Source organism: Dietzia sp. IBK-p2-15D (assembly GCF_057773105.1).
In genome coordinates, this window is record NZ_JBYMTK010000002.1 from 263,868 (window position 1) to 289,929 (window position 26,062).

Below are 26,062 nucleotides of genomic sequence, written 5' to 3' on the forward strand. Positions count from 1 at the left end.
GTAGGGCGACCAAGCCGACGGAGCGCGGGAACCGCCGCTGACGGGCACCACGTGGCGCTAGGGTGACACATGTCACATCCGGCTCGTCCGGAGTCCCCACCGCCCTGAAGGTGTCCATGGCCGACGAAGCCACAGCACAACCGCCTGCCGTTCCCCCGGCCCTCATGCCCGAGCTCGCCTGCTACGGGCTGGCCGGACACAGCCCCTCCCCGGCGGATCTCATCGTCGAGGCCGCGCGGGCCGAGGAGCTGGGCCTGGGGTCCATCCTGCTGTCCGAGAGGTTCGCGCTCAAGGACGCCGCGGTGATGGCGGGCGCGGCGGTGGCGGCGACCACCCGGATCGGAGTGGGCACCGCCGCGACCAATCACAACACCCGCCACCCGCTGGTGACCGCGACCATGGCGACGACCCTGCACCGGATGTCCGGCGGGCGCTACGCCTTCGGACTGGGCCGGGGCATCTCCCTGCTCTTCGACATCATGGGCCTGCCGCACGTGACGTCGGCGCAGCTCGAGGACGCGATCGGTATCTACCGCACGCTGTGGGGCGGCGGGGCGGTGGTCGGTCACGACGGCCCGGCCGGCAGCTACCCGTACCTGATGCAGGACGCGTCGTTCGACGAGGACATCCCGGTGCTGATGATGGCGATGGGCGACAACCAGCTGCGGCTGGCCGGGCGGATCGCCGACGGCGTCGTACTCCACACCTTCATGTCGGATGCGGCGGTGCAGCGCTGCGTCCGCCTGGTCCGGGAGTCCGCGGAGCAGGCCGGCCGCGACCCCGCGGGCGTGCGGATCTGGTCGGTGATGGCGACCATCGAGGACTCGCTCGACGAGACGGCGAGGTTGCGCAAGCTCGTCGGGCGATTGGCCACCTACCTCACCGGCTACGGCGATGTCCTGGTGCGGGTGAACGGGTGGGACCCGGCGGGGCTCGAGGCGTTCCGCGCGGACGAGCGACTGTCCTCCCATTCCGGCGCGCTCGACGCCACCGACGATCTCGACCTCCTGCGCCACGCCCGCGAGGTCCTGCCCGACGCGTGGCTCGCCACGGCCGCCGTCGGCAACGCCGCGCAGTGCGCCGACCGGATCGAGGGCCAGCTCGCGCTCGGCGCCGACTCGGTGGTCCTGCACGGTGCCACTCCCGACGAGCTCGCCCCGGTGCTCACCGAGTGGCGCGGGCGCCGGGACCCCGACCGCTTCGCCCACCTCGAGCCCAATCCCGGAAGGATCTCCCGTCATGACTAGTGTCGCGTCGAACCCGCAGGTGGTCTGCACGCCGGAGGAGGTCACCGCGCCGTGGCTGTCGCAGGCCCTGGGCACCGAGGTCCGGTCGGTGCGCACTGAGCTGGTGGGCACCGGCCAGATCGGATGCTGCCTGCTCGCTCACGTCGACGGCGACGGGCTCCCGCCGACGCTGTTCGTGAAACTGCCGAACCCCGACGAGGGCATGCGGCCGCTGTTGCACGGCGTGTACCGGACCGAGGTGCTGTTCTATCGTGACCTCGCGCCGACCGTGGCCGTGCGGGTCCCGCGGGCCCGGTTCGCGGAGCTCGGCGAGCGGGAGGGCGAGTTCACGCTCATCCTCGACGACGTCACCCCGCTCGTCCAGGGCGACCAACTCGCGGGATTGAGCATCGACCAGGCCCGCGACTGTGCCGTCAACCTCGCGGGACTCCACGGCCCGCGCTGGTGCGACCCCACGCTTCACGGCATCGAGGGCCTCTCGGTACCGTCCGTCGAGGACAACGTCACACTCCAGGAGCTCGGCGGGCCGGCGCTGGAGGCGTTCCTCTCCGAACTCGGGGGAAGACTCGACGACGACGAGCGCCGCATCATGGCGGAGATCGCCCCGCTGATCGCGCAGTGGTCCAACGGGCGGGCCGAGCGGTTCGCACTGCTGCACGCCGACTACCGGGCCGACAACATGCTGGTGGACCCGGCCGGGAACCGTCCCTCGCTGGCCTGCGACTGGCAGACGCTCGCGGTGGGCCTGCCCGGCCGTGACCTGGGCGGGTTCCTCGGTTCGAGCCTCACCGTGGACGACCGGCGGGCCGCCGAGCGCGACATCGTGGCGGACTACCACCGGGCCCTGCTGGGTCACGGTGTCACCGACTATTCCGCCGACGCCTGTTGGGACGACTACGTCTACGGCCTGCTGCAGACGCCGGTGCTGGGGATCTTCGGCTGGATGTACGGCACCCGGACGGATCGGGGTGACGAGATGTTCGCCCTTCTCATGCGGCGGGCGTGTCGCGCCATCGACGATCATGACGCGCTGGCGGTGGCGCGGGCCGGCTGACCGACGACGAAAGACCGAAATCCGCTACCCCGCCCTCGGATTCGCTAGTCCAATCGGAGTAGCGGATCCGTAGGGGGAGTAGCGGATTTCGGCCGACTACTGGGGTGTCACTCCTGCAGCGTGTGGTTGCCGCGGGGGCTCGCCTCGACGCCGGCCTTGACGGCCTCGCAGAGGCCCTGGTCGACGGCGGCCCAGTAGGCGTAGACGCGGTCGAGCAGCTCGGTCTCCGACGGGTCGATCGCCGAGACGTGACCGGCGATGTTGGCCGCCAGCCGCTCGCGGGCGGCGTCGTCGAGGACCTCGCGGTACAGGATGGAGGCCTGGACCGAGTCGGTGTCCTCGGCGTGCGGGCTCACGTCGCCGCGGTGGATGTCCGAGCCCTTGGTGTCCCAGGCGCCGATGTCGAACGCCTTGGACGCGTCGGCGGTCGGACCACCCAGCGAGTTGGGGTGGTACTCGGCCTGCGCGGGGTGCGGGTACTCGTACTGCATGGCGCCCTCCTTGGAGTAGGAGTTCACCGGAGACAGCGGACGGTTGACCGGCACCTGCTGGTAGTTGGCGCCGATGCGGTAGCGCTGGATGTCCGGGTAGGCGAAGACGCGGCCGAGCAGCATCTTGTCGGGCGAGAAGCCGATGCCCTTGACGATGTTGGTCGGCGCGAACGCGGCCTGCTCGATCTGCGCGTGGTGGTTCTGCGGGTTGCGGTTCAGCGTCATGGTGCCGACCTTGCGCAGCGGGTAGTCCTTCTGCGACCACGTCTTGGTGAGGTCGAACGGGTTGTACTTGTACCCGTCCGCCTCGTCGACCGGCATGACCTGGACGTGCAGGTCCCAGGACGGGAAGTCGCCGTTCTTGATGGACTCGAACAGGTCCTGACGGTGGTAGTCGGCGTTCTCGCCGGCCAGCTTGTCGGCCTCGGCCTGCGTGAGGAAGTCGATGCCCTGGTTGGTCTTGAAGTGGAACTTGACCCAGTGGCGGACGCCGGCGGCGTTGATGAACTGGTAGGTGTGCGAGCCGAACCCGTCCATGTGGCGCCAGGTCTTGGGGATGCCGCGGTCGCCCATGAGCCAGGTGACCTGGTGGGTGGACTCGGGGCTCAGGGTCCAGAAGTCCCACTGCATGGCGTGGTTGCGCAGGCCGGAGGCGTTCTTGCGGCGCTGCGAGTGGATGAAGTCCGGGAACTTCATCGCATCGCGGATGAAGAAGATCGGCGTGTTGTTGCCGACCATGTCGTAGTTGCCCTCTTCGGTGTAGAACTTCAGGGCGAAGCCGCGCGGGTCGCGCCAGGTGTCCGGGCTGCCCTTCTCACCGGCGACGGTGGAGAAGCGGGCGAGCATCGGGGTCTTGACGCCCTTCTGGAACAGGCCGGCGCAGGTGATGTCCGAGATGTCCTCGGTGGTCTCGAACTCGCCGAAGGCGCCCGAGCCCTTGGCGTGCGGCAGGCGCTCCGGGACGTTCTCCCGGTTGAAGTGGGCGAGCTTCTCGATGAGGTGGAAGTCGTGGATCGGCTGCGGACCCTGCGGGCCGACCTGGGCGCTGAACTCGTCATGTGGGACGGGCTGGCCGCTGTCGGTGGTGGTGTGGGAGTTCGGCTGGAAGTCGCGCACGCCGCGGTCTGCGGGATGAATGGTCACGTCAGTTGCTCCTCGAGATGGGTGTGGAGTGGAAGGTGCGGAGTAGTGGTGTGGTCCAGGTCTCAGTATCAGACAAGCGAGGCCTGCTCTGCCCGGCATTCGGGGCAAGTGCCCCAGTAGTTGACCTCTGCTTCATCGATCTCGAAGCCGTGTTCCCGGTCGGCGGTGAGGCAGGGGGCGTGTCCGACCGCGCATTCGACGTCCTCGATGCGCCCGCACTTCCGGCACACGAGGTGGTGGTGGTTGTCCCCCGTCCGTCGCTCGTACAGCGCCGGTGAGCCGGCGGGTTCGATGCGGCGCATGAGGCCGACGTCGGTGCACACGCGCAGCGCGTCGTAGACGGTCTGCGTGGACACCGCGCCCAGCCGTTCCCTGACGAGAGTCGCGACGTCCTCCGCCGCGATGTGGGGACGACCGGCGACGACGGCGAGGACCGCCAGCCGCGGCGAGGTGACCCTCAACCCGGCATCGCGGAGCACTGCCCCCTGGTCCTCGGTTGCTGTCGTCATGCGCATCACCCTAGCCCACTTTCTGGAACAGGTCCAGAAAAAGACGGGTTCTGATCTAGGAATCCCTCCGGCCGACCCGGCACGCCTCCGGGGTCCGCGGAGCACGGGCGACCGTCGACGGGCTGCGACTAGGCTGGACCCTGCACCAGGACCCCCGACCCCGGATCGCCGTCACCGCACCGCGGCGGCCCTGACGCCGTGCCCCCGAACCTCCAGGAGGAACCCATGTCGGAGACCACCACCGGACCGGTCGTGTGCGGGTACGACGGTTCGCGTGACGCCCGCAGAGCCGTGGCCTGGGCGGCCGCCTGGGCGCGCGACCACGGCACGTCACTCGAGGTGATCTCCGCCGACCGGGCGGTGGGCCGCGTCGTGGCGTTCGACGAGACCGCCCGCGCGAACGTCGAGGGCGCGATGCGCGACCAGCTCGCCGACCTCACCGCCGACGTGCCGACCACCCACCGGGTGATCGCGGACAGTCCCGTCAGTGCGCTGGTCGGGGCCGGCGGCGACGCCTCGGCGATCGTCGTGGGCAGCCGCGGCCTCACCGCGCGCGAGGACTTCGCGATGGGGTCGACCTCCGCCGGCGTCGTCGAGCACGCGACCTGCCCGGTCCTCGTCATCACCCCGCGGACGCCCGAGAGCCCCACCGGGGGCCCGGTCGTCCTGGCCGCCGACGGTTCGGCGGCGAGTGACCCCGCCGTGGCGTTCGCGTTCGCCGAGGCCGAGCGCCGGGGTGTCACCCTGCGCGCCGTGCACTCGGTGGAGGTGCCCAGGTTGCCGGGCACGTCCCTGTTCGACCTCGACCAGTTGGCCGAGAGCGTGCTCGCCGAGGACGAGAAGGAAATCCTCGACTCCCTCGCCCCGCACGAGGCCCGCCACCCGGAGGTCAGCGTCGAGCTCATCCTCGTCGTCGGCGAGCCCGCCGTCACGGTCGCTGACGAGGCCGCGGGGGCGTCACTGCTGGTCACCGGCTCGCGTGGCCACGGCGGATTCGCCGGATTGCTGCTCGGGTCCGTCAGCCGCCGCCTGCTCCAGACGGCGCCGTGCGTGGTCGCGGTCGTCCGCCCCGCCGACTGACCCCCGCCGACTGACCCACCCACCACCTGACCCACGCACCGCCTGACCCGCGCGCCTGACCCACGCAACGCCTGCCCCCACCCGCCGACAAGAGGATTTCGCGTGTATCGCCCGAGAGCGGCCGCGCGTTTTCCTCTTGTCGGCGGCAGGGTCGGCTTGTCGGCGGGAGGGTCGGTGCGCGGGTGCGCGGGTGGGCGGGAAGACAGTTCGGCGCGAGTGGGCGGGCGTGCGCCGCCGCGGTCGTGCAGTCCGCGTCAGGCCGGGCCGATGCGGAGCATGCGGGTGAGGGTGGGTTGCCACATCACGCCGGGCGCGTCGCCGCGGGAGGCGATGGTGCCGGTGAGCTCCATCGGCTCGTCCAGCGGGGCGTGGCCGAGGAAGCTGCGGGCCACCTCGCGGCCGGTCTCCACGTCGGTCGAGGTCACGTCGACGGGCCCGAACTTCTGCGCGAGCCCCTGATCGAGCGCCGAGGCGAGCCCCGGGTCGGTCGCGGAGCCGGGCGCGGACAACACGCGGGGCGGGCCGTAGGCCAGCGCGTGGATCTGCCCGTCGCCGGTCGTGAGCTTGGGCAGGGACGCCGTCCGGGCCAGCGAGGTCCACGCACGCGAGCACGCGTCGTCTCCGGCGCCGACGCCGACGCTGACGCCGTCCGGTCCCCCTGCCCCGTCGGCCCGCACGTCGATTCGGGTCATCCCGCCCGTGTACGGCGCCGACGGGGGCACCGCGGGACCGTCGACGGCGAACGGCGGGTACTCGAACCCGTACGTGTTGACCAGCACCAGCGCGTTCCCGGAAGCGATGATCGAGTTCTCGGTGGCCGCGGGCCCGTCGATGAGGGCCCCGTCGGCGGCGGCCGAGTCGGGCCGCAGGGTCGTGGCGAACGCGGGCATCCGGCACACCTGCGACCCGTCGTCGCGGCGCAGGACGATCAGCTCGGGGTGCTCGGCGTCGTCGGTGATCGCCACGAGCGAGTCACCGGGCCCGAAGTAGGTGGGCGTGGTCCCCGACCCGTGCGCGAGCAGGCCCGGTTTCCGCGCCTGCCCCACCTCGTAGCCGCGCCGCCAGCGCACGCTCGGCGTCCCGTCCTCGGAGCTGTCGATCTCGTAGAGGGCGCGGGTGGTGATCACCGATGCGCCGCCGGGCCGGACCGTCAGTCCGTTGGTGATCTTCTCCCCTGCCGGCAGGGCGAGACTGCGGAGCTCGTCGTCGTCATCACTGTCATCGTCGCCCCCGGGCCGCACGGTCCCCACCACCCCGCCGGAGGTGGCGAACCACACCCGCCCGTCGAAGGCGGGCATGAGGCCGGTGACCGCGTCACCGGCCGGGACGGCCCGGGAGAGATCGGCCAGGACGTCGACCGTCATGCGCCACGGGCCGGCGTCGGTGCGTTCGTGCCCGACGGCCGACAGCCTGCGGTTGCCGTCCGCGACCACCACCCGGTCCTGCTCGTCGAGGTATCCGTAGACCCCGCCGAGCAGCGCTCCCTTGGCCAACTGCACCTCCGCCAGCACTGCCGCGGTGTCGGGGTGGAACAACTTGACCGTCGGCGCGAGCGGGGTGGGCGGGGTGAGTCCGACGTACGAGGTGCACAGCGCGACCGGGAGGCCGTCGGTGCCGACGAAGACGGTCGAGCAGGTGGCTCCGGTGAGCGCTGACGCCACCGCCGGGGTCGTGCCGGGACCGCGGCCGGGCAGGGTGTCGGTCGAGGCCGCATCGCCGTGGACGGTGGCCGTGCCCGCGGGGCCGAGCCCGGGCGGGGAGGCCGCCTGCGGCGCGGCGACGGCGGGCGCCGACGGTGCTTGCGCGGTGGCAGAGGCGGGCAGCAGGACCGCGCCGGTGCCGAGGCCGACGATCAACGCCGCAGCCGTGACCGCCCCGGCGGCCGAGACCCTCCGGGCAACCCGGACCGTCCCCGCCGGGGGCTTCCGTCTCATCGAGCGCATGGGGTTGATTCCATCACCGCCGGCACCGCGGTGTCCCCGGATCCGGTCGTGAGACGATTCCAGCGTGGCGCCGAGGAACGGGCATGCACCGGGGTGGTCGAGCAGATGAGCCGGCCCCCCGACCCATCGCGCATACCGGCCCCGTCGCGCACACCGGCCCGCAGCGCAGCCGGCGACTCCCGCCGCGAGCCCGGCGAGCCCCGCCGCTCGCCCGGCAAGCCCCGCCGCGCACCGGGCGTCGGCCAGATCCTCGGCGAACTGCTGCTCACCGTGGGTGCGGTCCTGCTGCTGTACGGGTTCTACGAGGCGTTCTGGACAAACCTCGCCTCCGGGCGACTGCAGGCCGAGGCCGCCGCCGGCCTCGAGGAGCAGTGGGGCGACGGTCCCGGCCCCGACGCGAGTGGCCCCGGCGCAGCCGGTCGGCCCGCCCGCGAACCGATCCCGCCGCCTGTGCCGACGCTCGGCGACCCCTTCGCCCGGATCCACCTGCCGACGCTCGGACAGGACGCGGTCTACGCGGTGGTGGAGGGGACGCGCGCCGAGGACCTGCGCACCGGGCCGGGCCACTACCCCGGAACCCAGCTGCCCGGCGAGCCGGGCAACGCCGCGCTCGCGGGCCACCGCAACGGCTCCGGCGCCGTCTTCGAGCACCTCGACCGGCTGGACTCGTGCGATGCGATCGTCATCGAGACCGAGACGCAGTGGCAGACCTACCGGCTCCTGCCGGTGGAGCCCGGCGGCGCGGATCGGCTCGCGGCCGCCCGCGACTGCCTCACCCCGCGGCAGGCCGACCGCGTCGCCGTCGGCGACTACGCCCACGTCCCGGGCCGGCACATTACGACCCCCGACGCGGTCGAGGTGATCGCCCCGGTGCCCGGTGCGGCAGGCACGGCAGGCGAGGCAGGCGCAGCGGGCGAGGCGGGCGCGGCGGGCGCGGGCGCGCCCACTGACGACGCGGCCGAGGCCCCCGAGCGCCTGCTCACCCTGACCACCTGCCACCCGATGTACTCCAACGCCGAGCGGCTCATCGTGCACGCCGCCCTCGTGGAGACCACCGCGAAGACCGACGGCCGCCCGGCCGCCCTGGAGGAGTGAGCCGATGTACGCCTACCTGTGGCGATCCCTGCCCGGCCCGCGCCCGGTGAAGGTCGTGCTCGTCCTCCTCGTACTGGCGGCCGTGTTCGTGCTGCTCATGGAGGTCGTGTTCCCGTGGGTGGCGCAGCAGCTGCCGCACACCGACGTCACCGTGTAGGCACGATCACCGCGCAGGCGCCGTGACCGTGGCGGCGACGTCACCGCGGCGGGCCCCCTAGATGTGGACGGTCACGTCCGCATCCGCGCGGAGCTTCTGCGACAGCTCCTCCATCGCGCCGGCCTCCTGCTCGGCCCGCACCTGCTCCTCGACCTGGCCGCGGACCTGCTCCAGCGGCGGCAGCCCGCCACCGCCGGCCGCACCGCCGCCGGACATCGCCTGCTGCTGCGCGACCTGCTCGTAGGCGGCCTGCACCTCGGCCTCGGTCACCTCGAACTCCCCGTACTCGTCGGTGATCAGCTTCTGGACGCGCAACTGCTTGTCGATCTGGTCCAGCACGGCCGCGCGGTCCAGGCCCTGCCCGCCCATCGCCTCGACGAACTCGTCGGTGCTGACCTGGTTGCGCTCGGCGAACACGGCCAACTCGGCCTGGATCTCCTCATCGGAAACCTCGATCCCCCGAGTGCCGGCCTCCTGCGTGAGCAGTTCGGTGCCGATCAACCCGTCGGTGGTCAGCTCCTTGAGCTGGGCCTCGTCGACGGGCTGGCCGGACATCTGGGCCTGCATGCTCATCTGCTGGTACTGGTTCTCGAACACCGACAGGAACTCGTCGCGTGAGATCTCGGTGCCGTTCACCTCGGCCACCGGGTCGGGGATGTCGGAGGTGTCGGGCCCGTCCGCGGACTGCTCGCCCTCCTGCCCGGGCTCGGTCGCCTGTTCGGACTGTCCGGCCGCTGCCTGCGTCTGGGCGGCGCCGCCCTCGTCGTCGTCGCCCCCGGCGCCGCAACCCGCGACCACCAGAACGAGTCCTGCGGCGGCGACCGCCGACCTCCATGTTCGTGAGCGCACTCGATCTCCTGACGTTGACGTGTGCGTGAAGCCGCGACGCTACACATCCGAGTTGAGCGGGAGCTGTGCACGAGACGCCAGCGGGTGCGGGCAGCGCGCCGTCACGCGCCGCCCGCACCCGCGTCGTCGTCGGGGGTCAGGGGTCAGGGGTCAGAACCGGAGGATCGCGCCCTCCGCCACGTCCTTCGGCAGGGAGTCCACCACGACCACCGATCCGGACGTGGCCAGGACCTGACCGACCGCGGTGTCGAGATCGTCGGGGCCGTGCTCGGCGGTGCAGCGGCGGCGGGTGAGCAGCAGTGTCTCGACGCGTCCCTCGCGGGCGGCGTGCAGGATGTCCGACCCGCCACCGGCCAGTGCGCGACCGGCGCCGATCGCGTCACCGAAGCGTTCCGCGACCGCGTCGGACTGCCGTTGCATCGCCGGCCGGACCACCGCCCACGCACGCTCGTGCAATTCGGCGGGCGACAGGGCGTCCGGGTTGCCGGCGGCCACCTCGTCCACCAGGTGTTCGTAGTTCAGGTACCCGCGGAACTGCGGGAGATGCTCGGTCACCGCCGCCAGGACGACGGGCCGCCGATCGTTGGGGCGCAGCGCCTCCTGCAGCCCTTTAGCGATCTGCCGCAGGAACTTCTCCCGCTGCACGTCCCCGACCTCGGCGCCCGTGCCGTGACTGTGCACCATCCCCCCGCCGGCTCTGTTCGCCCCGGGGCCGGCGCCGGCCCCCGCGCTGAACCGCTGCTGCTGGTGCGAGGGCGGCTGGGTGTCGCCGGCCATGTCGTCGATCGAGGACGGGATCGAACCCAGGTCGAGCTCGCGGATCGTCGAGGCGGTGCCCTCGAGGAGGCGGACCTTGTTCTGACTGCCCGCGAGGACCAGGAACTCGCCGTCGCCGACCGCGGCCGGCACGATCGGCCGGACGGCGAACCGGTCGCTCACGTGAACCGCCTCGGCGACGTCCGTGGCCAGGCGGTACGCGCGCCAGAACCCCTTCGACGCGAACAGCGCGAGACCGTCGGACAGGCGCTGCCAGTACGCGTCGTCCTCCAACAGGGCTACCAGCGGGCCGAGGATCTCGTCGGACTCCTCCTGGGCCACGCCGTGCGCCTTGAGCCGGGTCTCGGCGTCTTTGATGAGCGACTTGGCGCGGATGGGGTTCTCGCGGACCTCTGCCCCGGCCCGGGCCGTGGGCAGGAAGATCGACACGGCCCGGCCGCTGGCGGTGCCCAGCTCGGCGAGGTCGGTCAAGGGGATCGGATCGACTTCTGCGGTGCGGGTGACATCAGCCATGACCTGACGCTACTGATCGCGACGGCGCACGGGTAGGTCGTGACAGGGTTGTTGCGCGCCCGTGACCTTCGGGCCCGGGGCGTCCGCCGTGGATACCATCGCGGAAGTGACCGATGCGCCCGTGACCCCCGCGACGACCCGGCCGGTCAGCACCGCCCGGGTCCTCACCACCCTGATGGTCCCCATGTTCATGGCGCTGCTCGCGCTGTCGGTGATCAACGTGGCGCTGCCGGTGATCGGCACCGCCCTGGACTCGGACTCGCGGGGACTGCAGTGGGTGGTGTCCGGGTACGCGTTGGCGTTCGGGCTGCTGCTCGTGCCGTCGGGGCGACTGGGCGACGCGACCGGACGCAAGCGCCTGTTCCTGGCGGGCGTGGCGGTGTTCGTGGGCGGTGCGGTGGTCGCCGGGTTCGCCCAGTCGATCGAGATGCTCAACCTGGCGCGCCTCATCCAGGGCGTGGGGTCGGGGATGCTCAACCCGCAGACGTTCGGCCTCATCCAGAAGTACTTCCGCGGTGGGGCGCGGGCGCGCGCGTTCGCCACTCTGGCCACGACGGTCTCCATCGCCACCGCGTCGGGTCCGCTGGTCGGGGGGTTGCTCATCGAGGTCCTCGGCGATGACCTCGGGTGGCGCGCGATGTTCCTGGTCAACGTGCCGCTCGGCGCGTTGGCGCTGGTGCTGGGCTGGCGCTGGTTGCCCGACGACCGCCGCCTCCCGCCGGGCGAGGCGGGGCCCGACGTGGGTGGGTCCGCCGCGCGTGCCGGCGACATGGCGCGCCTGTCCGCGGAGCGCGGCGGCGACGCCGGAGCTGGGGACGAGCGTGGGGACGACGACGACCACGACGACGAGGCCGGCCGCGCCTCCAGGATCGCCGCCGCCGTGAACGCAGGCCTGCCGAGGCCCCGGCACCGGGGCCGGCGGACGCGCCTGGACCTCGATCCGGTCGGCATCGTCCTCCTCGGCGTCGCGGTGCTGTCCCTGATGCTGCCCTTCCTGACCCGTGGCGGCAGCCCCGCCCTGTGGGCGCTGGTGCCGGTCGGGCTGGGCCTCATGGCAGCCTTCGCGTGGTGGGAGCGGCGCTACGAGCGGATCGGGCGGCCGCCGCTGGTCAACCCCGACATCTTCCGCGACCCGGCGTTCCGCAACGGCATGATCATCGTGTCGATCTACTTCGTGGGCGGCACGAGCCTGTGGATCGTCATGCCGATGTACCTGCAGTTCCACCTGGGCTACGCGCCCATCGACTCGGCGTTCATCAGCCTGCCCGCCTCGGTCCTCGCCGCCATCTCGGCGCAGGTCGCGGGACGGTTCGTGCTCCGACTCGGGCGGCGGATGGTCATCGGCGGTTTCTGCCTGACCATCACCGCGCTGCTGACGTTCATCCTGCTCGCGGGCGTCGTGGAGTCCGGGACGGTGAGCTACCTGATCTTCATGGTCCCCGCCGCGATGATGGGCACCGCGCAGGGCATGACCATCTCCCCCAACCAAACCCTCACCCTGCGCGCGGTGGATCCCGAGTACGGCGGGGTCGCCGGCAGCATCATCTCGCTGGGCCAGCGCATGGGCACCGCGGTGGGCACGGCGATGGTGCCGGGCGTGTTGTTCTGGATCGTCGAGACCCAGGACGACTGGCTGCTCGCGTTCCGGGTGGCGCTCGGGCTGATCGCGGCGCTGGCCGCGGGTGCGTTGGCGTTCAGCATCGTCGACCGTCGCCGCGAGGTGCGCTGCGGGTCCTAGAGGGCTGCCGCGAGCTCCACTCCCTGCTTGATCGCGCGCTTGGCGTCGAGCTCGGCGGCCACGTCCGCGCCGCCGATCACGTGGACCCGCCCGTTCACCCCGTCGCCCAGCTGATCGGCCGCCCCCACCAGGTCGCGCACCGATTCCTGGCCCGCGCACACCACGACCGAGTCCACGGGCACGAGCTGCGGACGGCCGTCCGCGTCGAGGATGTGCAGCCCGTCGTCGTCGACCTTCACGTAGGTCACCCCGGTGTATTTCCGCACGCCGCCGGCCTCGAGCTCGGCGCGGTGCACCCAGCCGGTGGTCTTGCCCAGGCCCCGGCCGATGCGGGAGGTCTTGCGCTGGAGCAGGTGCACCTCGTGGGCCGGCTCGGCGTGCACGGCCGTACCCAGTCCCGCGCGCTCGAGCGCCGGATCGGTCACGCCCCAGTGGCGCCGCCACGCCTCGACATCCGTAGAGTGGCGGCTCGGTTCGCGGCCGTCGACGGCGATCCCGGGCCCGCCGGCCAGCAGGAACTGCGAGACGTCCACGCCGATGCCGCCGGCGCCGATCACCGCGACCCGGCGGCCGGGGGTACGCGCGCCGGTGAGCAGCTCGGGATAGGTCATGACCGTGGGGTGGTCGGCGCCGGGGATCGTGATCTCGCGCGGCCGCACCCCGGTGGCGATCACCACGTGGTCGAAGCCCGCGAGATCACCCGGGTGGGCGCGGCGGCCGAGGTGCACCGGCACGCCGAGGACGTCCAGGCGTCGGCTGAAGTAGGCGATCGACGCCGCGAACTCCTCCTTGCCCGGCACGCGCATCGCGTAGCGGAACTGCCCGCCGAGCTCGTCCTCCGTCTCGAATACCTCCACCGCGAGCCCGCGGGACGCGGCGGCCTCGGCGCACGCCAGCCCCGCGGGTCCCGCGCCGACCACCGCCACCCGACGCCGGGTGGGGGCCACGGTGAGCAGGAGCTCGGTTTCGCGGCCGGCGCGCGGATTGACCAGGCAGGAGGCACGTTTGTTGGCGAAGGTGTGGTCGAGACAGGCCTGGTTGCAGGCGATGCAGATGTTGATCTCGTCGGCCCGCCCCTCGGCGACCTTGGCGGCGAACGCCGGGTCCGCCAGCAGCGGCCGCGCCATGGACACCAGGTCGGCCTGACCGCCGGCGATGATCTGCTCCGCGATGTCCGGGGTGTTGATGCGGTTGGACGCGATCACCGGGACACCGACGGTCTGCTTGAGCCGGGCCGTGAGGTCGACGAACGCGGCCCGCGGCACGGAGGTGACGATGGTGGGGATGCGGGCCTCGTGCCAGCCGATGCCGGTGTTGAACACGTCGACACCCGCGGCCTCGAGGCGCTGCGCGAGCTCGGCGGTCTCCTCCCACGACTGGCCGCCGTCGACCAGGTCGAGCAGGCTGATCCGGTACTGCAGCAGGAAGTCGCGGCCCACCTCGGCGCGGACGCGGCGCACGATCTCCTCTGGCAGCCGCATCCGTTTGCTCGCGTCGCCGCCCCAGGAGTCGGTGCGGTCATTGGTCCGGGCGGCGAGGAACTGGTTGATGAGGTAGCCCTCGGAGCCCATGATCTCGATGCCGTCGTACCCCGCGCGCCGGGCCAGGCGGGCGGCGCGGACCCAGTCGTCGATCGTCCGCTCGACACCCCGGGCGCTCAGGGCGCGGGCTCTGAACATGCTGATCGGCGATTTGGTCGACGCGGCCGAGCGGACGAACGGCTGGTAGCCGTAGCGGCCGGCGTGGAGGACCTGCAGGAGGATGTGGGCACCCTCGGCGTGGACCGCCTCGGTGAGTCCGCGGTGCTTGTCGGCCATCCGGCGCGAGGCCATCATCGACCCGGCCGGCAGCAGCCACCCCTCCACGTTGGGCGAGTACCCGCCGGTGACCATGAGGGCGGCCCCGCCGCGCGCCCTCTCGGCGAAGTAGGCGGTGAGCTCGGGCAGGTGCTTCGAGCGGTCCTCCAACCCGGTGTGCATGGACCCCATGACCACGCGGTTGCGCAGGGTGAGATGCCCGACGGCGAGGGGACTGAGGAGGTGAGAGTGACTGTGGCCCATGGGGGCTGATTCTGCCCGGTATCCGGTCGCCCGACCCCGCCGTAGAGGAATTTTCGCTCACCGGGGCGTCCGGACCGGCGTGGCGATGCGGGCCGATCAGGGGCACGCCCGAACATCGATCCGGAGGCGTCGCACGCCTTGCTGGACGAACGTCTGTGTGACGAGTCAGCAACTTGGGCGCCTGACCTGCAGTTTTGAGGGTGCACAAAATTGTGTCGCGGGGGTCGATAATGCGGCGATCTCGAAGAACTGACCTTATCCTCAGATTCGTGGCTTCCCTCGGTCACATGTCCTCCCCCGACGTTCCCCCAACCCCTCAGGAATCCCCTCAATGCGAACCATCGTCAGGCGGCGCATCGGCGCCGTCGCCGCCGCTGCCGCCACCTTCCTCGCCTTGGCCGCCCCGGTCACCGCCGCCCAGTCGCTCCAGTTCACGGTGGGCGCCCCCGCCCCCTGTGAGCAGGCGACCCCGGCCGAGACCGAGCAGGTGATCGCGGACATCCACGAGTACACCAACCGCGAGCGTGTCGCGGCCGGAGCCAAGCCCGTCCAGCGCCTCGAGAGCCTCGAGCAGATCGCCCAGAACTGGAGCGAGCAGATGGCGGCCGAGGACCGGATGTACCACAACCCGCAGATCAAGGCCCTGGTGGCCGACGCCTACACCGGGCAGTGGCGCAGCTACGGCGAGAACGTGCTGCAGAACTGGTGTGGCGCCTCCGGTGAAGCGCTCGTCCAGCAGTGGATGAACTCGTTGCCGCACCGCCTCAACCTGCTCAACCCGTTGCACACCCACCTCGGCGTGGGTGTGGAGGTCGCCGACAGCCGGAAGCTGTACTCCACCCAGAACTTCGTCCGACTGGCCTGATCCGCCGCGGCCACCTCGGCCGCCACGCCTTCCTCGACGCCCCCGCCCCGGTCCACGCCGGCAGCGGGGGCGTCGTCGTGTCGGCGCCGTCTCGCGCGCGGGCCCACGACTGGGAATCGCATCGGTGTAACGCATGTGACTAGAGTGACGACAGAGGCAGGAGTGGACCAGATCGGGCGGCACCGTCCGGTCCGGAACACGCTCCACACGCAGGCCGCGGCGCGAGCTGCGGCCCGAGGAAAGGACCATCGCGTGCGTCATCCCCTTCGTTCCGCCGTCGCCACCGGCGCGGCCGCCCTCCTGCTCGCCTCCGGCACGGGCACGGCGGCCGCGCAGGGCTCACTGGAGCTCGCGTTGCCGTTCTTCGCCACCATCCCCGGCTTGGCCTCGCTCGCCGCGGACGCCCCCGGGGCACCCACCGCCCCGGTGGCCGACCCGGCCGCCGCAGCCGCGGACGATCTGCTGCCGGAGGAGATCAGGCTGATGGCGTTCGAGGGCAGCGTGGTGGCCGCCGTCAACGAGGCCCGCCTCGTGGTGGGCGCCGCCCGGCTCATCACCGACCCCCGGCTCGAGGCGTCAGCCCGCGACCGGGCCGCCCAGCTCGCCGCGGGCGACCCCACGACCGGCGAGGTGACCGTCCCCGCCGATGCACGGGTCGACGCCGACACCGACACCCCTGACGCCGCTGCCCCCGGCGAGGCCGCGGAGGTCGATCAGTCCGGCGACCGCACCGTTCTCGCGCTGCCCGCCGGCGCGACCCCTCAGAAGGCGCTCTCGGCCCTGCTCTCCGACACCGGCACGCGCGAGCGGATGCTGGACGGCCGGTTCGTCCGGGTGGGCGTGGGCGTGGCCACCGCCGAGGACGGCACCGTGCACGTGGTGCAGGACTTCGCTCGCGACTGACTGCCGGACGATCGTCCAGCGGGGGTGGGGTGGGTAGCGCCCCTCCCCTGCTCACGGTGGTTACGGGGTGATGACGGCTGGCTTAGGGCTCGAGCCGGTTCCTACCGTTGCGCTCGGCGACCCGACAGTCGGGTCCCAGCACGCGAAAGGTACCGACACTCGTGACCCGAGCTCTCCAGCACCTGCGTCGTGGCCTGATCCTGGCCGCCGCCGCTTCCGCCGCACTCGCCCTGAACGCGGCCCCGCAGGCCTCGGCCCAGGCGCCGCAGATCCAGCTGCCCCAGATCCACCTCCCGGGCCTGACGATCGGTTTCGCCAACCCCGCCCCCGCCGGCACCGTGCCGACGATCGACCCCGCCTCCGCCGAGTACCGGGCCCAACTCGAGGGCGCCACCAACGCCGCCCGCGCCGCACACGGCCTCGCCCCCCTCGCCGTCAACGGCGGCCTCACCGCGGTGGCCACCAACTGGAGCGGCACGCAGGCCGCGCAGAACCGGATGTACCACAACCCGGCCGTGGGGGCCCAGATCCCCGGCGGATGGGCACACTACGGCGAGAACGTGCTGCAGAACTACGCGCACGCCACGCCGCAGCAACTGGTGGACCAGTGGATGGCCTCCCCCGGCCACCGCGTGAACCTGCTCAACCCGGGCCACACCTCGATGGGCGTCGGCGCCGCGGTGGCCGCGGACGGCAAGCTCTACGCCACCCAGGTCTTCGCCCGGTACTGACGCGCCCACCCCCCGCCCCGGGCGGTCAGCGTCATCGACAAGAGCGTTCGGCCCACGTCTACTCGCCAGACGTGGGCCGGACGCTCTTCTCGATGGGAGTCGTCAGGCCTGGACGCCGGCGAGCATCGCGTCGAGCCCCTGCCGGAAGCGCGGATCGAAATCGACCGTCGGCGTCGCGGGGTCGGCGACCGTGAGGTTGTGGTGGGTCTGTTCTTCCAGGCTCAGGCCCACCACGTAGCCCGTCAGGGCCGTGGTCAACCCCGGCGCCCGGCCCTCGAGTCCGTGGCGGGAGCACGCCGCCTCGACCACCTCGGCGACCGGATTCACCGCCCCCGCGGCCAGACCCAGCGCCACGATCTCGGCGCCGTCCGGAACGCCGGTGACGGCCGCGCGCAGCGCGTGCCCCACCGCCCGCAGTTCGTCGGCGGCCGAGCTCCCCGCCCCGACGGGCCCCATCGTCGCCAGGATGCGTTCCGCGACGACCGTGAGCAGCGCCTGCTTGGACGGAACGTGCCAGTACAGCGCGCTCGGCTGGACCCCCAGCCGGGTCGCCAACGTGCGCATCGACATGCCGGGCAGCCCCGACTCGCGGAGCAGTTCCAGGGCGGTATCGACGACCGCCGTCTTTGTCAGGGCCACGGGCGCCGATCCTACCGGCCGCCACCACCCTCTCCTGAACGCTGTACAAGTCGACGACCGTGCGCTAGCTTGAACGGCGTTCAATGAACGGCGTTCAGGAGGAACCATGGCCATCACGACCCCCCGCTGGCACGAGCTCGCGGATCACGTACTCGACGGCGGAGTCGTCACCGCGGCGGACGCCCTCGCCGTTCTCCGGTCCCCGGACTCCGAGCTCATGGAGGTGGTCGCGGCCGCGTCCCGGCTGCGGTACGAGCACTTCGGCAACAAGGTCAAGGTCAACTACCTGGTCAACCTCAAGAGCGGCCTGTGCCCGGAGGACTGCTTCTACTGCTCCCAGCGGCTCAACTCCACCGCCGGCATCCTGCGCTACACCTGGCTCGACACCGAGGAGGCCGTCACCGCGGCCAAGGCGGGCATCGCGGCCGGTGCCTCCCGCGTGTGCCTGGTCGCCAGCGGCACCGGCCCCAGCAACCGCGAGGTCGGCAAGGTCTCCGACATCATCGAGGCCATCAAGTCCGACACCCCGGGCGTCGAGGTGTGCGCCTGCCTGGGTGCACTGAAGGATGGCCAGGCGGAGAAGCTGTGCTCCAGCGGCGCCGACGCCTACAACCACAACCTCAACACGGCCGAGAGCCACTACGAGGACATCTGCACCACCCACACCTACGCCGACCGGGAGCACACGGTCGCCCAGGCCCACGGCGCCGGACTCTCGGCGTGCTCGGGCTTCATCGCGGGCATGGGTGAGACGCACGACCAGCTCGTCGAGCTCGCCTTCGACCTGCGCGCCAAGGACGTCGACTCGATCCCGGTCAACTTCCTGCTGCCCTTCGACGGCACCCCGCTCGAGGGCGTGGACACCCTCAACCCGCGCGACTGCCTGCGCATCCTCGCGATGGTCCGCTTCGTCGCCCCCGACACCGAGATCCGGATGGCCGCCGGCCGCGAACGACACCTCGGCTACCTCCAGGGCATGGGCCTCTACGTGGCCAACTCACTCTTCCTGGGCGACTACCTCACCAGCGAGGGCCAGCCCGGCGGCGAGGACCTGCAGATGATCGCCGACGCCGGCCTCGAGGTCCTCCAGATGGACCACCCGGCCTGGGACACCGGGGACGGGACCGTGGAGGCCGCCACCGCGAACGCGCCCGCGAATGCCGCCGGGCCGGCCACACCCGCCGCCGCCCCCGGGCGGGACCAGAAGGTGGCCATCCGCACCCGCGGGGCCGGCACCAGCGAGCCCGCGAACGCCTGACATGTCCGCCTCGGTCCACTCTCCCGGTGCCCGGGACCTCGTCGTCGTCGACACTCCCTCCTCCCCCTCCACCCCGGACGACGCCGCGGCGATGCTGGCCGCCGACGCCGGGCAGGCCGCCACCACCGCGCTGCTCGCCGCCGACGCCGAGCACGTCTGGCACCCCTACGGCGGGTTCCCCGCGAGCACCCCGCCGCTGCCGGTCGTCTCCGCCTCGGGGGTCCGGCTGCGGCTGGCGGACGGGCGCGAGCTCATCGACGGTATGAGCTCGTGGTGGGCGGCCATCCACGGCTACCGGCACCCGCACCTCGATGCGGCCGCGCACCGGCAGGTCGACACGATGAGTCACGTGATGTTCGGCGGGCTCACGCACGCGCCGGCCGTCGAACTGGCGACCCGACTCGCCCGCATGGCGCCGGGCGGGCTGAACAAGGTGTTTCTCGCGGACTCGGGCTCTGTATCCGTAGAGGTGGCCGCGAAGATGGCGATCCAGTACCAGCGCTCGCTCGGCCGCCCCGAACGCACCCGGCTGGCGACGTGGCGCGGCGGCTACCACGGCGACACGCTGGCGCCCATGAGCGTGTGCGACCCCGACGGCGGCATGCACTCGATGTGGCGCGGCGTCGTGGCCGAGCAGGTGTTCGCGCCCGCGCCGCCCGCCAACTACTGCGCTGACTACGTCGCCGAGCTCGAGCGGGTGATCCGTGGGAGCGCCGACGAGCTGGCGGGGATCGTCGTCGAGCCGGTGGTCCAGGGCGCGGGCGGGATGCGCTTCCACCACCCCGGCTACCTTCGCGACCTGCGCCGGTTGGCCGACGAGACGGGCACGCTGCTCATCTTCGACGAGATCGCCACCGGCTTCGGCCGCACCGGCGAGCTGTGGGCGGCCGACCACGCCGGCGTCGCCCCGGACGTGATGTGTGTGGGCAAGGCCCTGACCGGCGGGTATCTCACCCTCGCCGCGACGCTCACCACCGACCGGGTGGCCGAGGTCATCAGCGCCGGCGAGGCGGGGGGCCTGGCGCACGGGCCGACGTTCATGGGCAATCCGCTGGCGTGCGCGGTGGCGTGCGCGTCGCTGGATCTGGTGGAGGCGGGCGGGTGGCTGCGCGATGTGCCGCGCATCGAGGCGCGCCTTCGCCACGGGCTGGCGCCCGCGCTCGACGTGCCCGGTGTGGTGGACGTGCGGGTGCTCGGGGCGATCGGGGTGATCCAGCTGGCCGAGCCGGTGGAGATGACGACGACGACAACGGCGATCACCTCGCACGGCGTCTGGCTACGCCCCTTCCGGGATCTCATCTACACGATGCCGCCACTGGTCTCTACGAATGAGGAGATCGACCAGATCTGTGCTGCCGCCGTCCGCGGCGCTGCTGTGTCGGCAGGCGCTGCGGGGGCGACGGGCGCTGCGGGGGCGGTACGGTGACCGGGAAGCACTCCCCCGCCCTGGACTGGCTCGACGCCGCCGCCGCGGACCGCGCCGCCAGGGGCCTGCATCGTGTCCTGCGCCCACGGCCAGCCGACGACCGCGTGATCGACCTCGCCTCCAACGACTATCTCGGGCTCGGCACCCACCCCGAGGTGGTCGCCGGCGCCGTCGCGTCCACCCGCCGGTGGGGCGCGGGCTCGACGGGGTCGCGCCTGGTCACAGGCACAACAGACGAGCACACGGAGCTCGAGCGCGAGCTCGCCGAGTTCTGCGGCAAGCCCTCCGCGCTGGTGTTCTCTTCCGGGTACACGGCCAACCTCGGGGCGGTGGTCGCGCTGTCCGGGCGGGGATCGCTCATCGTCTCCGACGGCGGATCGCACGCCTCACTCGTGGACGCGTGTCGCCTGTCGAGGGCCCGCGTCGTCGTCGTCGACCGGGGTGACGTCGCGGCGGTCGCACGCGCCCTGGCGCGGCGCACCGAGGAGCGCGCGCTCGTGGTGACCGACTCGGTGTACAGCGCCGACGGCGAGCTCGCCCCCCTGCTCGCGCTGCACGGCGCGTGCCAGGCGCACGGCGCGGTGCTGCTGGTCGACGAGGCCCACGGCCTCGGCGTGCGCGGCAGCGGCGAGGGAGGCCGCGGTGACGGAGGCAGCGACGGGCGGGGGCTCGTGGACGAACTGGGGTTGAGCAGGCACGAGGACGTGGTGGTCACGGCGACGCTGTCCAAGGCGCTCGGGTCGCAGGGCGGGGTGGTCCTGGCGTCCGAGCGGGTGCGCGAGCACCTCATCAGCAGCGCGCGCTCCTTCATCTTCGACACCGGCCTCGCCCCCGCCGCGGTGGGCGCGGCCCGCGCAGCGCTCGGCGTCCTGCGCCGCGACCCCGCGCTCGCCTCGCGCGTGGTGGAGGTGGCCGAGCACCTGGCCGCGGTCACCGGCGCCGAGCAGCCACGCTCGGCGGTGGTGTCGGTGATCCTCGGCGACCCCGCCCGCGCGGTCGCCGCCGCCGGCAGGTGCCTCGAGCTGGGCGTCCGGGTGGGGTGCTTCCGCCCGCCGTCGGTTCCCGAGGGCACCGCTCGACTGCGTCTCACCGCCCGGGCGGACCTCTCCGACGCCGACCTCGCGCGGGCGAGCGACGTGCTGGCGCAGGTGTTGGCCGAGCACGGTCACCCGGTTGACGCGGCCGCGCGGCTCGAGGGGGCCCGCGCATGACCGCGTCTTCCGGCTCCGCATCCCCGCCCGCCCCGGCGCCGATCGTCATCACCGGCACCGGCACGGACGTGGGCAAGACTGTCGCCACCGCCGCGCTGGCCGCCCACGGCCTGTCGGAGGGCCTGGACGTGGGGATCTGCAAGCCGATCCAGACGGGGCTGGGCCCGGGCGAACCGGGCGACGCCCACGAGGCCGCGCGCCTGTCCGGGGTGCGGCGGGTGTTGGAGGTCCGCCGGCTGCCCGATCCGCTGGCACCCGAGACCGCCGCGCGCGTCGCCGGCCTCCCGCAGTCCACTCTGCCGGCGCTGCTCGACCCGATCCGCGCGTGGCTCCGCGCGCCCGGCGGGTCGGCGTCCGACTCCCCGGCGACCTCCGGACCTGCACGCGGGCGCCTGGATCTGGTCGAGGGCGCCGGCGGCGTGCTCGTGCGACTCGGCACCGACCTCACCGTCCTCGACCTCGCCCGGTCGCTCGACGCCCCGGTGGTCGTGGTCGCGAGGGCCGGACTGGGCACGCTGTCGGACACCGAGCTCACCGTCCGCGCGATCGAGGCCGCGGGCCTGCGCTGCGCGGGGATCGTCATCGGGTCCTGGCCGGCCGACCCGGACCTCGCCGAGCGCTGCAACCTTGAGGACCTGCCCCGCCTGACCGGGGTTCCGGTGCTCGGCCGGGTGCCCGCGGGGGCCGGGGCGCTGGAGCCGGACGAGTTCGGGCGGCGCGCACCGGGATGGTTCGTCACCGACCTGCCCGACGTCCTTCGAAGCGGAGATCGGCGGGCGCACTACGGTGAGAAGTCGACGGTTCTCGGATCTCCGGCTTGTCAGGCTGCGGGATGACGTCCGAGGTACTCGTCGATCGCTGACCGGATAACCGCACTCATCGGCTGCCCGGTCCGCTCGGCATAGTCCGCAAGCCTTCGACGGTCCGACTCGGTCAAACGGACAGCCAACGGCCGGGTCTCTTCTGCGACATCACCGGTCCGCGGCCGGCCGGGCCGGTAGTCCGGACGTATTTCGACAGCTCCGGCGTCGATCTCGTACTCGCCGGCCTCCACCGCGTCGGCAAGACGCTCGTAGCGGGCTTCACGTTCACTGGCAGCACTCATCATTCCTCCAATCGCGCTCTCTGCCGGGCACTGACCTCATCGGTCAGATCAACCGCCCCTCCGGTTGCCACGAGGACTTCGCGAGCCACAGCCGCCGTCAGTAGCGGACTATCGGATGCGCCAGCACCGCTCTGATCTCCGCATCCGCAACTCCATGTCGGCGTGCGGACGCGTAGATCACCGCTTTCACATTCAAAACTGTATCACGGTTTGAGGCGACGAGAACGACCGAGGCGGGGCGGGGCGGTCCACTTGCCGGTCGCGGTCCCCGCCCTGCTGAGCAGGTAGAATCGGCTGCACGTCGACGCAAGGAGACTGTGTGGCCACCCGCATCCGCCCGACCACCGACCAGGCACTCGCAGGAGCCGCCGCCGGCCACCGTATGGCCGGCATGGAGCCCTCACCCGAGGCCCTCGAGATCACCCGCCGGTTCGCCGACGGGCTCCTCACCCGCGACCGGGCTCTCGCCGAGATCCGCGCCGCGGTGCGTGAGCGCACCGCTCCCTGACGCTGCCCTCACGCCAATGAACCCCCGAGATCCGTACAAGGAACCCTCGGGGGTTCTGCGTAACCGGCTGGGCATCTCCGACCCCGCCGAGCTGGCGGAATACGAGCGCGACCTGGCCTTCTTCCGGGTCGTGGAACTGGAACTCAGCCCGCTGGAGGGTCGATTCGATTTCGAGCACTTCCGCGCGATCCACCGCTACATCCTCCAGGACATCTTCGACTGGGCCGGCGAGCTCCGCACCGTCGACACCCGCGCCCTCGGCATCCCTCATGCCCGCCCGCAGTTCCTGCCCGACGAACTCGACCGGGTCCTCCGGCAGATCGCCACCCGACCGCCCAGCACCACCGACCCCGACGCGGCCACCGACACCATCGCCGAGCACTGGTCCGAGCTCACCCTCGTCCACCCGTTCCGCGACGGGAACAGCCGCACGCAGCGAGTCTTCTTCGACCAGATGTTCCGCCACGCCGGGTGGGCCGTCAACTGGGCCGGCATCGACGCCTCAGCGGCCCACGCCGCCCGTCACATGTCGGTGTACGGGCGGCCGGACTACCTCGCCGACCAGCTCAGACACGCCGTCCACCCGGCCACCGAGCTCGCCGAAGGCCGCCTGGCCACCACCCTGGGCAACCGATCGCTGCTCGACTCCTCCGCGCACTTCCGCGCCATGCGCGAGCACCACAGGGCCGCGGTCATGACGCCCTACGGCCGCACCGGGTGACCGACGACCGGGCTACCCACCGGGCTCCCCACCGCGTCGTCGCGCCCGGTCAGGACAGGTCGAGGAAGCTGCGCAGGTCGTCGAAGGATTCGCGCACCACCGAGTAGTGCGCCCACTTGCCGCGCTGCTCGCGGACCAGCAACCCGGCCTCGACGAGCTTCTTGAGATGGTGGCTGATCGTGGGCTGGCTGATGTCGACCACCTCGAGGAGGTCGCACGCGCACACCGAGTCACACCCCTGCGCCGCGATGTGCGACAACAGGCGCAGCCGCATCGGGTCCGCGAGCGCCTTGAGTCGCGCCGACATCCGCTCGGCGGTGGGAGCGTCCACCGGCCCCGCCGACATCGAACAACACGCGTCCTGCTCCGGCGCCGACAGGCCGGGTTCCACTGTTGTCATCGTCCACCTCACCTGCCCCCGAAGATACATTGACACTCACCGATATGTCAGCCTAGCCTCCCCCATAGACAATCATCGATCTAAGGACGTTCCCCCGGATGAGCACCATGATGACCGGTCCCGGCGTGGCACCGGTCGCCAAGAAGATGTCGTTCCTCGACCGCTGGCTGGCCCTCTGGATCCTCACGGCGATGGCCGTCGGGCTACTACTCGGACGGTTCATCCCCGGCCTCGACCGGGCGCTGGACTCGGTGAAGATCGGCGGGATCTCCGTCCCGATCGCCATCGGCCTGTTGGTGATGATGTACCCGGTCCTCGCGAAGGTCCGTTACGACGAGACCCACCGGGTCACCGGCGACCGGAAACTGCTCACACTGTCCCTGTTCCTCAACTGGATCGCCGGTCCGGCGTTCATGTTCACGCTCGCGTGGGTCTTCTTGCCCGACCTGCCGGAGTTCCGTACCGGGCTGATCATCGTGGGCCTGGCCCGCTGCATCGCCATGGTGTTCATCTGGAACGACCTGGCCTGCGGCGACAGGGAGGCCGCGGCGGTGCTGGTGGCGATCAACTCGGTGTTCCAGGTCGTGGCGTTCGGCGCCCTGGGCTGGTTCTACCTGCAGCTGCTGCCCTCCTGGCTGGGGCTGGAGACCACGACGGCCGAGTTCTCGGTGTGGGCGATCGTGCTCTCGGTGTTGGTGTTCCTCGGCATCCCGCTACTGGCCGGCTTCCTCACCCGAGTGTTCGGCGAGCGGGCCAAGGGCCGGGAGTGGTACGAGGAGACGTTCCTCCCCCGGATCGGCCCGTGGGCCCTCTACGGGCTGCTGTTCACGATCGTGTTGCTGTTCGCCATGCAGGGCGATGCCATCACGTCCCAGCCGCTCGACGTGGCGCGGATGGCCGTGCCCCTCCTGCTGTACTTCGTCCTCATGTTCCTCGTCAGCCTGTTCGCCTCGCGGGCGGTGGGGCTGAACTACGCCAAGTCGACCAGCGTGGCCTTCACCGCGTCGGGCAACAACTTCGAACTGGCGATCGCGGTGTCGATCGGCACCTTCGGCATCGCCTCCGGCCAGGCCCTCGCAGGCGTGGTCGGGCCGCTCATCGAGGTCCCGGTCCTCATCGGGCTCGTCTACGTGGCCCTGTGGGCCGGACCGAAACTCTTCCCCGGCGACCCGACCCTGCCCGATCGTTCGGTGACCGGGACCCGCTCATGACCGGGGAGCAGCAGGCGCACCACGTCCCTAGCGTTCTGTTCGTGTGCGTGAAGAACGGCGGCAAGTCCCAGATGGCGGCGGCGCTCATGCGCCTGCACGCCGGCGACGCCGTCGCCGTCCATTCGGCGGGCACCGCGCCCGGCTCGGCGGTCAACGCGCTCGCCGCGGAGGCGGTCGCTGAGGTCGGCGCCGACATGTCCGGCGAAACACCCACGGCCATCGACCCCGACCTGCTGCGACAGGTGGACCGGGTGATCGTCCTGGGCGACGAGGCCGCCGGGGAGATCGACGACGACGACGAGGTCAGCGCGCTCGAAATCTGGCGCACCGACGAGCCGTCGCACCGGGGCATCGAGGGCATGGAGCGGATGCGTCTGGTCCGCGACGACATCGATCGCCGCGTCCGCACCCTGCTCGCAGAGCTGACC

Annotated in this window: 25 protein-coding genes and 1 pseudogene; 17 read left to right on the top strand and 9 right to left on the bottom strand. The window is 71.9% G+C overall.

From position 1 onward, the window contains the following. Nucleotides 1-116: 116 nt before the first annotated feature. Both AC3DEV_RS04115 and AC3DEV_RS04120 read left to right on the top strand, forming a co-directional pair. A complete protein-coding gene (locus AC3DEV_RS04115; RefSeq protein WP_488371367.1) occupies nucleotides 117-1,247 on the top strand; it encodes a TIGR03857 family LLM class F420-dependent oxidoreductase in 1,131 nt (376 codons plus the stop codon). Next, complete coding sequence (locus AC3DEV_RS04120; protein WP_488371368.1) at nucleotides 1,240-2,301, top strand: phosphotransferase family protein; 1,062 nt, start codon at nucleotides 1,240-1,242, stop codon at nucleotides 2,299-2,301. Before AC3DEV_RS04115 ends, AC3DEV_RS04120 begins: the two co-directional genes overlap by 8 nt. Nucleotides 2,302-2,408: 107 nt before the next feature. Here the strand turns inward: AC3DEV_RS04120 and AC3DEV_RS04125 are convergent, their stop codons facing one another. After that, on the bottom strand, nucleotides 2,409-3,935 hold the full coding sequence (locus tag AC3DEV_RS04125; protein WP_082923904.1) for a catalase: 1,527 nt from the start codon (nucleotides 3,933-3,935) through the stop codon (nucleotides 2,409-2,411). A gap of 68 nt (nucleotides 3,936-4,003) precedes the next feature. After that, the gene (locus tag AC3DEV_RS04130; protein WP_488371369.1) at nucleotides 4,004-4,444 is read right to left on the bottom strand and encodes a Fur family transcriptional regulator; all 441 of its coding nucleotides are present in this window, start codon (nucleotides 4,442-4,444) and stop codon (nucleotides 4,004-4,006) included. A gap of 225 nt (nucleotides 4,445-4,669) precedes the next feature. Here AC3DEV_RS04130 and AC3DEV_RS04135 point away from each other — a divergent pair, with 225 nt between their 5' ends. Beyond that, a complete protein-coding gene (locus AC3DEV_RS04135; RefSeq protein ID WP_488371370.1) occupies nucleotides 4,670-5,524 on the top strand; it encodes a universal stress protein in 855 nt (284 codons plus the stop codon). Between the two features lie 254 nt (nucleotides 5,525-5,778). On the opposite strand, the gene AC3DEV_RS04140 is transcribed toward AC3DEV_RS04135, so the two are convergent. Beyond that, nucleotides 5,779-7,458 carry a hypothetical protein gene (locus AC3DEV_RS04140; protein ID WP_488371371.1) on the bottom strand — a complete coding sequence of 560 codons (1,680 nt, stop codon included), beginning with the start codon at nucleotides 7,456-7,458 and terminating at the stop codon, nucleotides 5,779-5,781. A 57-nt stretch (nucleotides 7,459-7,515) separates the two neighbouring features. Between AC3DEV_RS04140 and AC3DEV_RS04145 the strand changes: the two genes are divergently transcribed. Continuing rightward, nucleotides 7,516-8,562 (top strand): class E sortase, encoded by a 1,047-nt coding sequence (locus AC3DEV_RS04145; RefSeq protein ID WP_488371372.1) that lies wholly within the window; start codon nucleotides 7,516-7,518, stop codon nucleotides 8,560-8,562. Between the two features lie 4 nt (nucleotides 8,563-8,566). After that, nucleotides 8,567-8,719 (top strand): hypothetical protein, encoded by a 153-nt coding sequence (locus AC3DEV_RS04150; RefSeq protein WP_488371373.1) that lies wholly within the window; start codon nucleotides 8,567-8,569, stop codon nucleotides 8,717-8,719. Between the two features lie 57 nt (nucleotides 8,720-8,776). Here AC3DEV_RS04150 and AC3DEV_RS04155 read toward each other — a convergent pair whose 3' ends face one another. Continuing rightward, a complete protein-coding gene (locus tag AC3DEV_RS04155; RefSeq protein ID WP_488371374.1) occupies nucleotides 8,777-9,568 on the bottom strand; it encodes a SurA N-terminal domain-containing protein in 792 nt (263 codons plus the stop codon). Nucleotides 9,569-9,718: 150 nt separating this feature from the next. Beyond that, nucleotides 9,719-10,858 (bottom strand): baeRF3 domain-containing protein, encoded by a 1,140-nt coding sequence (locus AC3DEV_RS04160; protein ID WP_488371375.1) that lies wholly within the window; start codon nucleotides 10,856-10,858, stop codon nucleotides 9,719-9,721. Nucleotides 10,859-10,964: 106 nt separating this feature from the next. Between AC3DEV_RS04160 and AC3DEV_RS04165 the strand changes: the two genes are divergently transcribed. After that, nucleotides 10,965-12,596, top strand: coding sequence for an MFS transporter (locus AC3DEV_RS04165; protein ID WP_488371376.1), 1,632 nt, complete (start codon nucleotides 10,965-10,967; stop codon nucleotides 12,594-12,596). On the opposite strand, the gene AC3DEV_RS04170 is transcribed toward AC3DEV_RS04165, so the two are convergent. Continuing rightward, nucleotides 12,593-14,656, bottom strand: coding sequence for an oxidoreductase (locus AC3DEV_RS04170; protein ID WP_488371377.1), 2,064 nt, complete (start codon nucleotides 14,654-14,656; stop codon nucleotides 12,593-12,595). The genes AC3DEV_RS04165 and AC3DEV_RS04170 overlap by 4 nt on opposite strands. 331 nt (nucleotides 14,657-14,987) lie before the next feature. Between AC3DEV_RS04170 and AC3DEV_RS04175 the strand changes: the two genes are divergently transcribed. From AC3DEV_RS04175 to AC3DEV_RS04185, 3 genes are all read left to right on the top strand, one after another. Next, complete coding sequence (locus AC3DEV_RS04175; protein ID WP_488371378.1) at nucleotides 14,988-15,521, top strand: CAP domain-containing protein; 534 nt, start codon at nucleotides 14,988-14,990, stop codon at nucleotides 15,519-15,521. Nucleotides 15,522-15,773: 252 nt separating this feature from the next. Further along, on the top strand, nucleotides 15,774-16,424 hold the full coding sequence (locus tag AC3DEV_RS04180) for a CAP domain-containing protein (RefSeq protein WP_488371379.1): 651 nt from the start codon (nucleotides 15,774-15,776) through the stop codon (nucleotides 16,422-16,424). 161 nt (nucleotides 16,425-16,585) lie between these two features. After that, complete coding sequence (locus tag AC3DEV_RS04185) at nucleotides 16,586-17,155, top strand: CAP domain-containing protein (RefSeq protein ID WP_488371380.1); 570 nt, start codon at nucleotides 16,586-16,588, stop codon at nucleotides 17,153-17,155. A 102-nt stretch (nucleotides 17,156-17,257) separates the two neighbouring features. Here the strand turns inward: AC3DEV_RS04185 and AC3DEV_RS04190 are convergent, their stop codons facing one another. Beyond that, nucleotides 17,258-17,794 carry a TetR family transcriptional regulator gene (locus tag AC3DEV_RS04190; protein WP_488371381.1) on the bottom strand — a complete coding sequence of 179 codons (537 nt, stop codon included), beginning with the start codon at nucleotides 17,792-17,794 and terminating at the stop codon, nucleotides 17,258-17,260. Between the two features lie 106 nt (nucleotides 17,795-17,900). Between AC3DEV_RS04190 and bioB the strand changes: the two genes are divergently transcribed. The 4 genes from bioB to bioD are packed head-to-tail and all read left to right on the top strand — an operon-like array spanning nucleotide 17,901 to nucleotide 22,525. Further along, entirely contained in the window at nucleotides 17,901-19,052 is a 1,152-nt protein-coding gene (gene bioB, locus AC3DEV_RS04195; protein ID WP_488371382.1) for a biotin synthase BioB, read from the top strand. A gap of 1 nt (nucleotide 19,053) precedes the next feature. Then, the gene (locus AC3DEV_RS04200; RefSeq protein WP_488371383.1) at nucleotides 19,054-20,478 is read left to right on the top strand and encodes an adenosylmethionine--8-amino-7-oxononanoate transaminase; all 1,425 of its coding nucleotides are present in this window, start codon (nucleotides 19,054-19,056) and stop codon (nucleotides 20,476-20,478) included. Next, nucleotides 20,475-21,689, top strand: a complete 1,215-nt coding sequence (locus tag AC3DEV_RS04205; RefSeq protein WP_488371384.1) for an 8-amino-7-oxononanoate synthase — start codon at nucleotides 20,475-20,477, stop codon at nucleotides 21,687-21,689. Before AC3DEV_RS04200 ends, AC3DEV_RS04205 begins: the two co-directional genes overlap by 4 nt. Further along, nucleotides 21,686-22,525: an ATP-dependent dethiobiotin synthetase BioD gene (gene bioD, locus AC3DEV_RS04210; protein ID WP_488371385.1), complete on the top strand. Its 840-nt coding sequence runs from the start codon at nucleotides 21,686-21,688 to the stop codon at nucleotides 22,523-22,525. Before AC3DEV_RS04205 ends, bioD begins: the two co-directional genes overlap by 4 nt. Here the strand turns inward: bioD and AC3DEV_RS04215 are convergent. Further along, nucleotides 22,510-22,794: a ribbon-helix-helix domain-containing protein gene (locus tag AC3DEV_RS04215; RefSeq protein WP_131886375.1), complete on the bottom strand. Its 285-nt coding sequence runs from the start codon at nucleotides 22,792-22,794 to the stop codon at nucleotides 22,510-22,512. The genes bioD and AC3DEV_RS04215 overlap by 16 nt on opposite strands. A gap of 319 nt (nucleotides 22,795-23,113) precedes the next feature. Between AC3DEV_RS04215 and AC3DEV_RS04220 the strand changes: the two genes are divergently transcribed. Both AC3DEV_RS04220 and AC3DEV_RS04225 read left to right on the top strand, forming a co-directional pair. Next, nucleotides 23,114-23,302, top strand: a complete 189-nt coding sequence (locus AC3DEV_RS04220; protein WP_067716182.1) for an antitoxin VbhA family protein — start codon at nucleotides 23,114-23,116, stop codon at nucleotides 23,300-23,302. Between the two features lie 16 nt (nucleotides 23,303-23,318). Next, complete coding sequence (locus AC3DEV_RS04225) at nucleotides 23,319-24,023, top strand: Fic/DOC family protein (protein ID WP_488371386.1); 705 nt, start codon at nucleotides 23,319-23,321, stop codon at nucleotides 24,021-24,023. A gap of 49 nt (nucleotides 24,024-24,072) precedes the next feature. Here AC3DEV_RS04225 and AC3DEV_RS04230 read toward each other — a convergent pair whose 3' ends face one another. Further along, complete coding sequence (locus tag AC3DEV_RS04230; protein ID WP_069390034.1) at nucleotides 24,073-24,423, bottom strand: ArsR/SmtB family transcription factor; 351 nt, start codon at nucleotides 24,421-24,423, stop codon at nucleotides 24,073-24,075. A gap of 98 nt (nucleotides 24,424-24,521) precedes the next feature. Between AC3DEV_RS04230 and arsB the strand changes: the two genes are divergently transcribed. Further along, nucleotides 24,522-25,634 (top strand): ACR3 family arsenite efflux transporter, encoded by a 1,113-nt coding sequence (arsB, locus tag AC3DEV_RS04235; protein ID WP_313313004.1) that lies wholly within the window; start codon nucleotides 24,522-24,524, stop codon nucleotides 25,632-25,634. Beyond that, nucleotides 25,631-26,050, top strand: a pseudogene (locus tag AC3DEV_RS04240) (arsenate-mycothiol transferase ArsC); the annotation flags it as partial. The gene arsB and the pseudogene AC3DEV_RS04240, both read left to right, overlap by 4 nt. Between the last annotated feature and the right edge of the window lie 12 nt (nucleotides 26,051-26,062).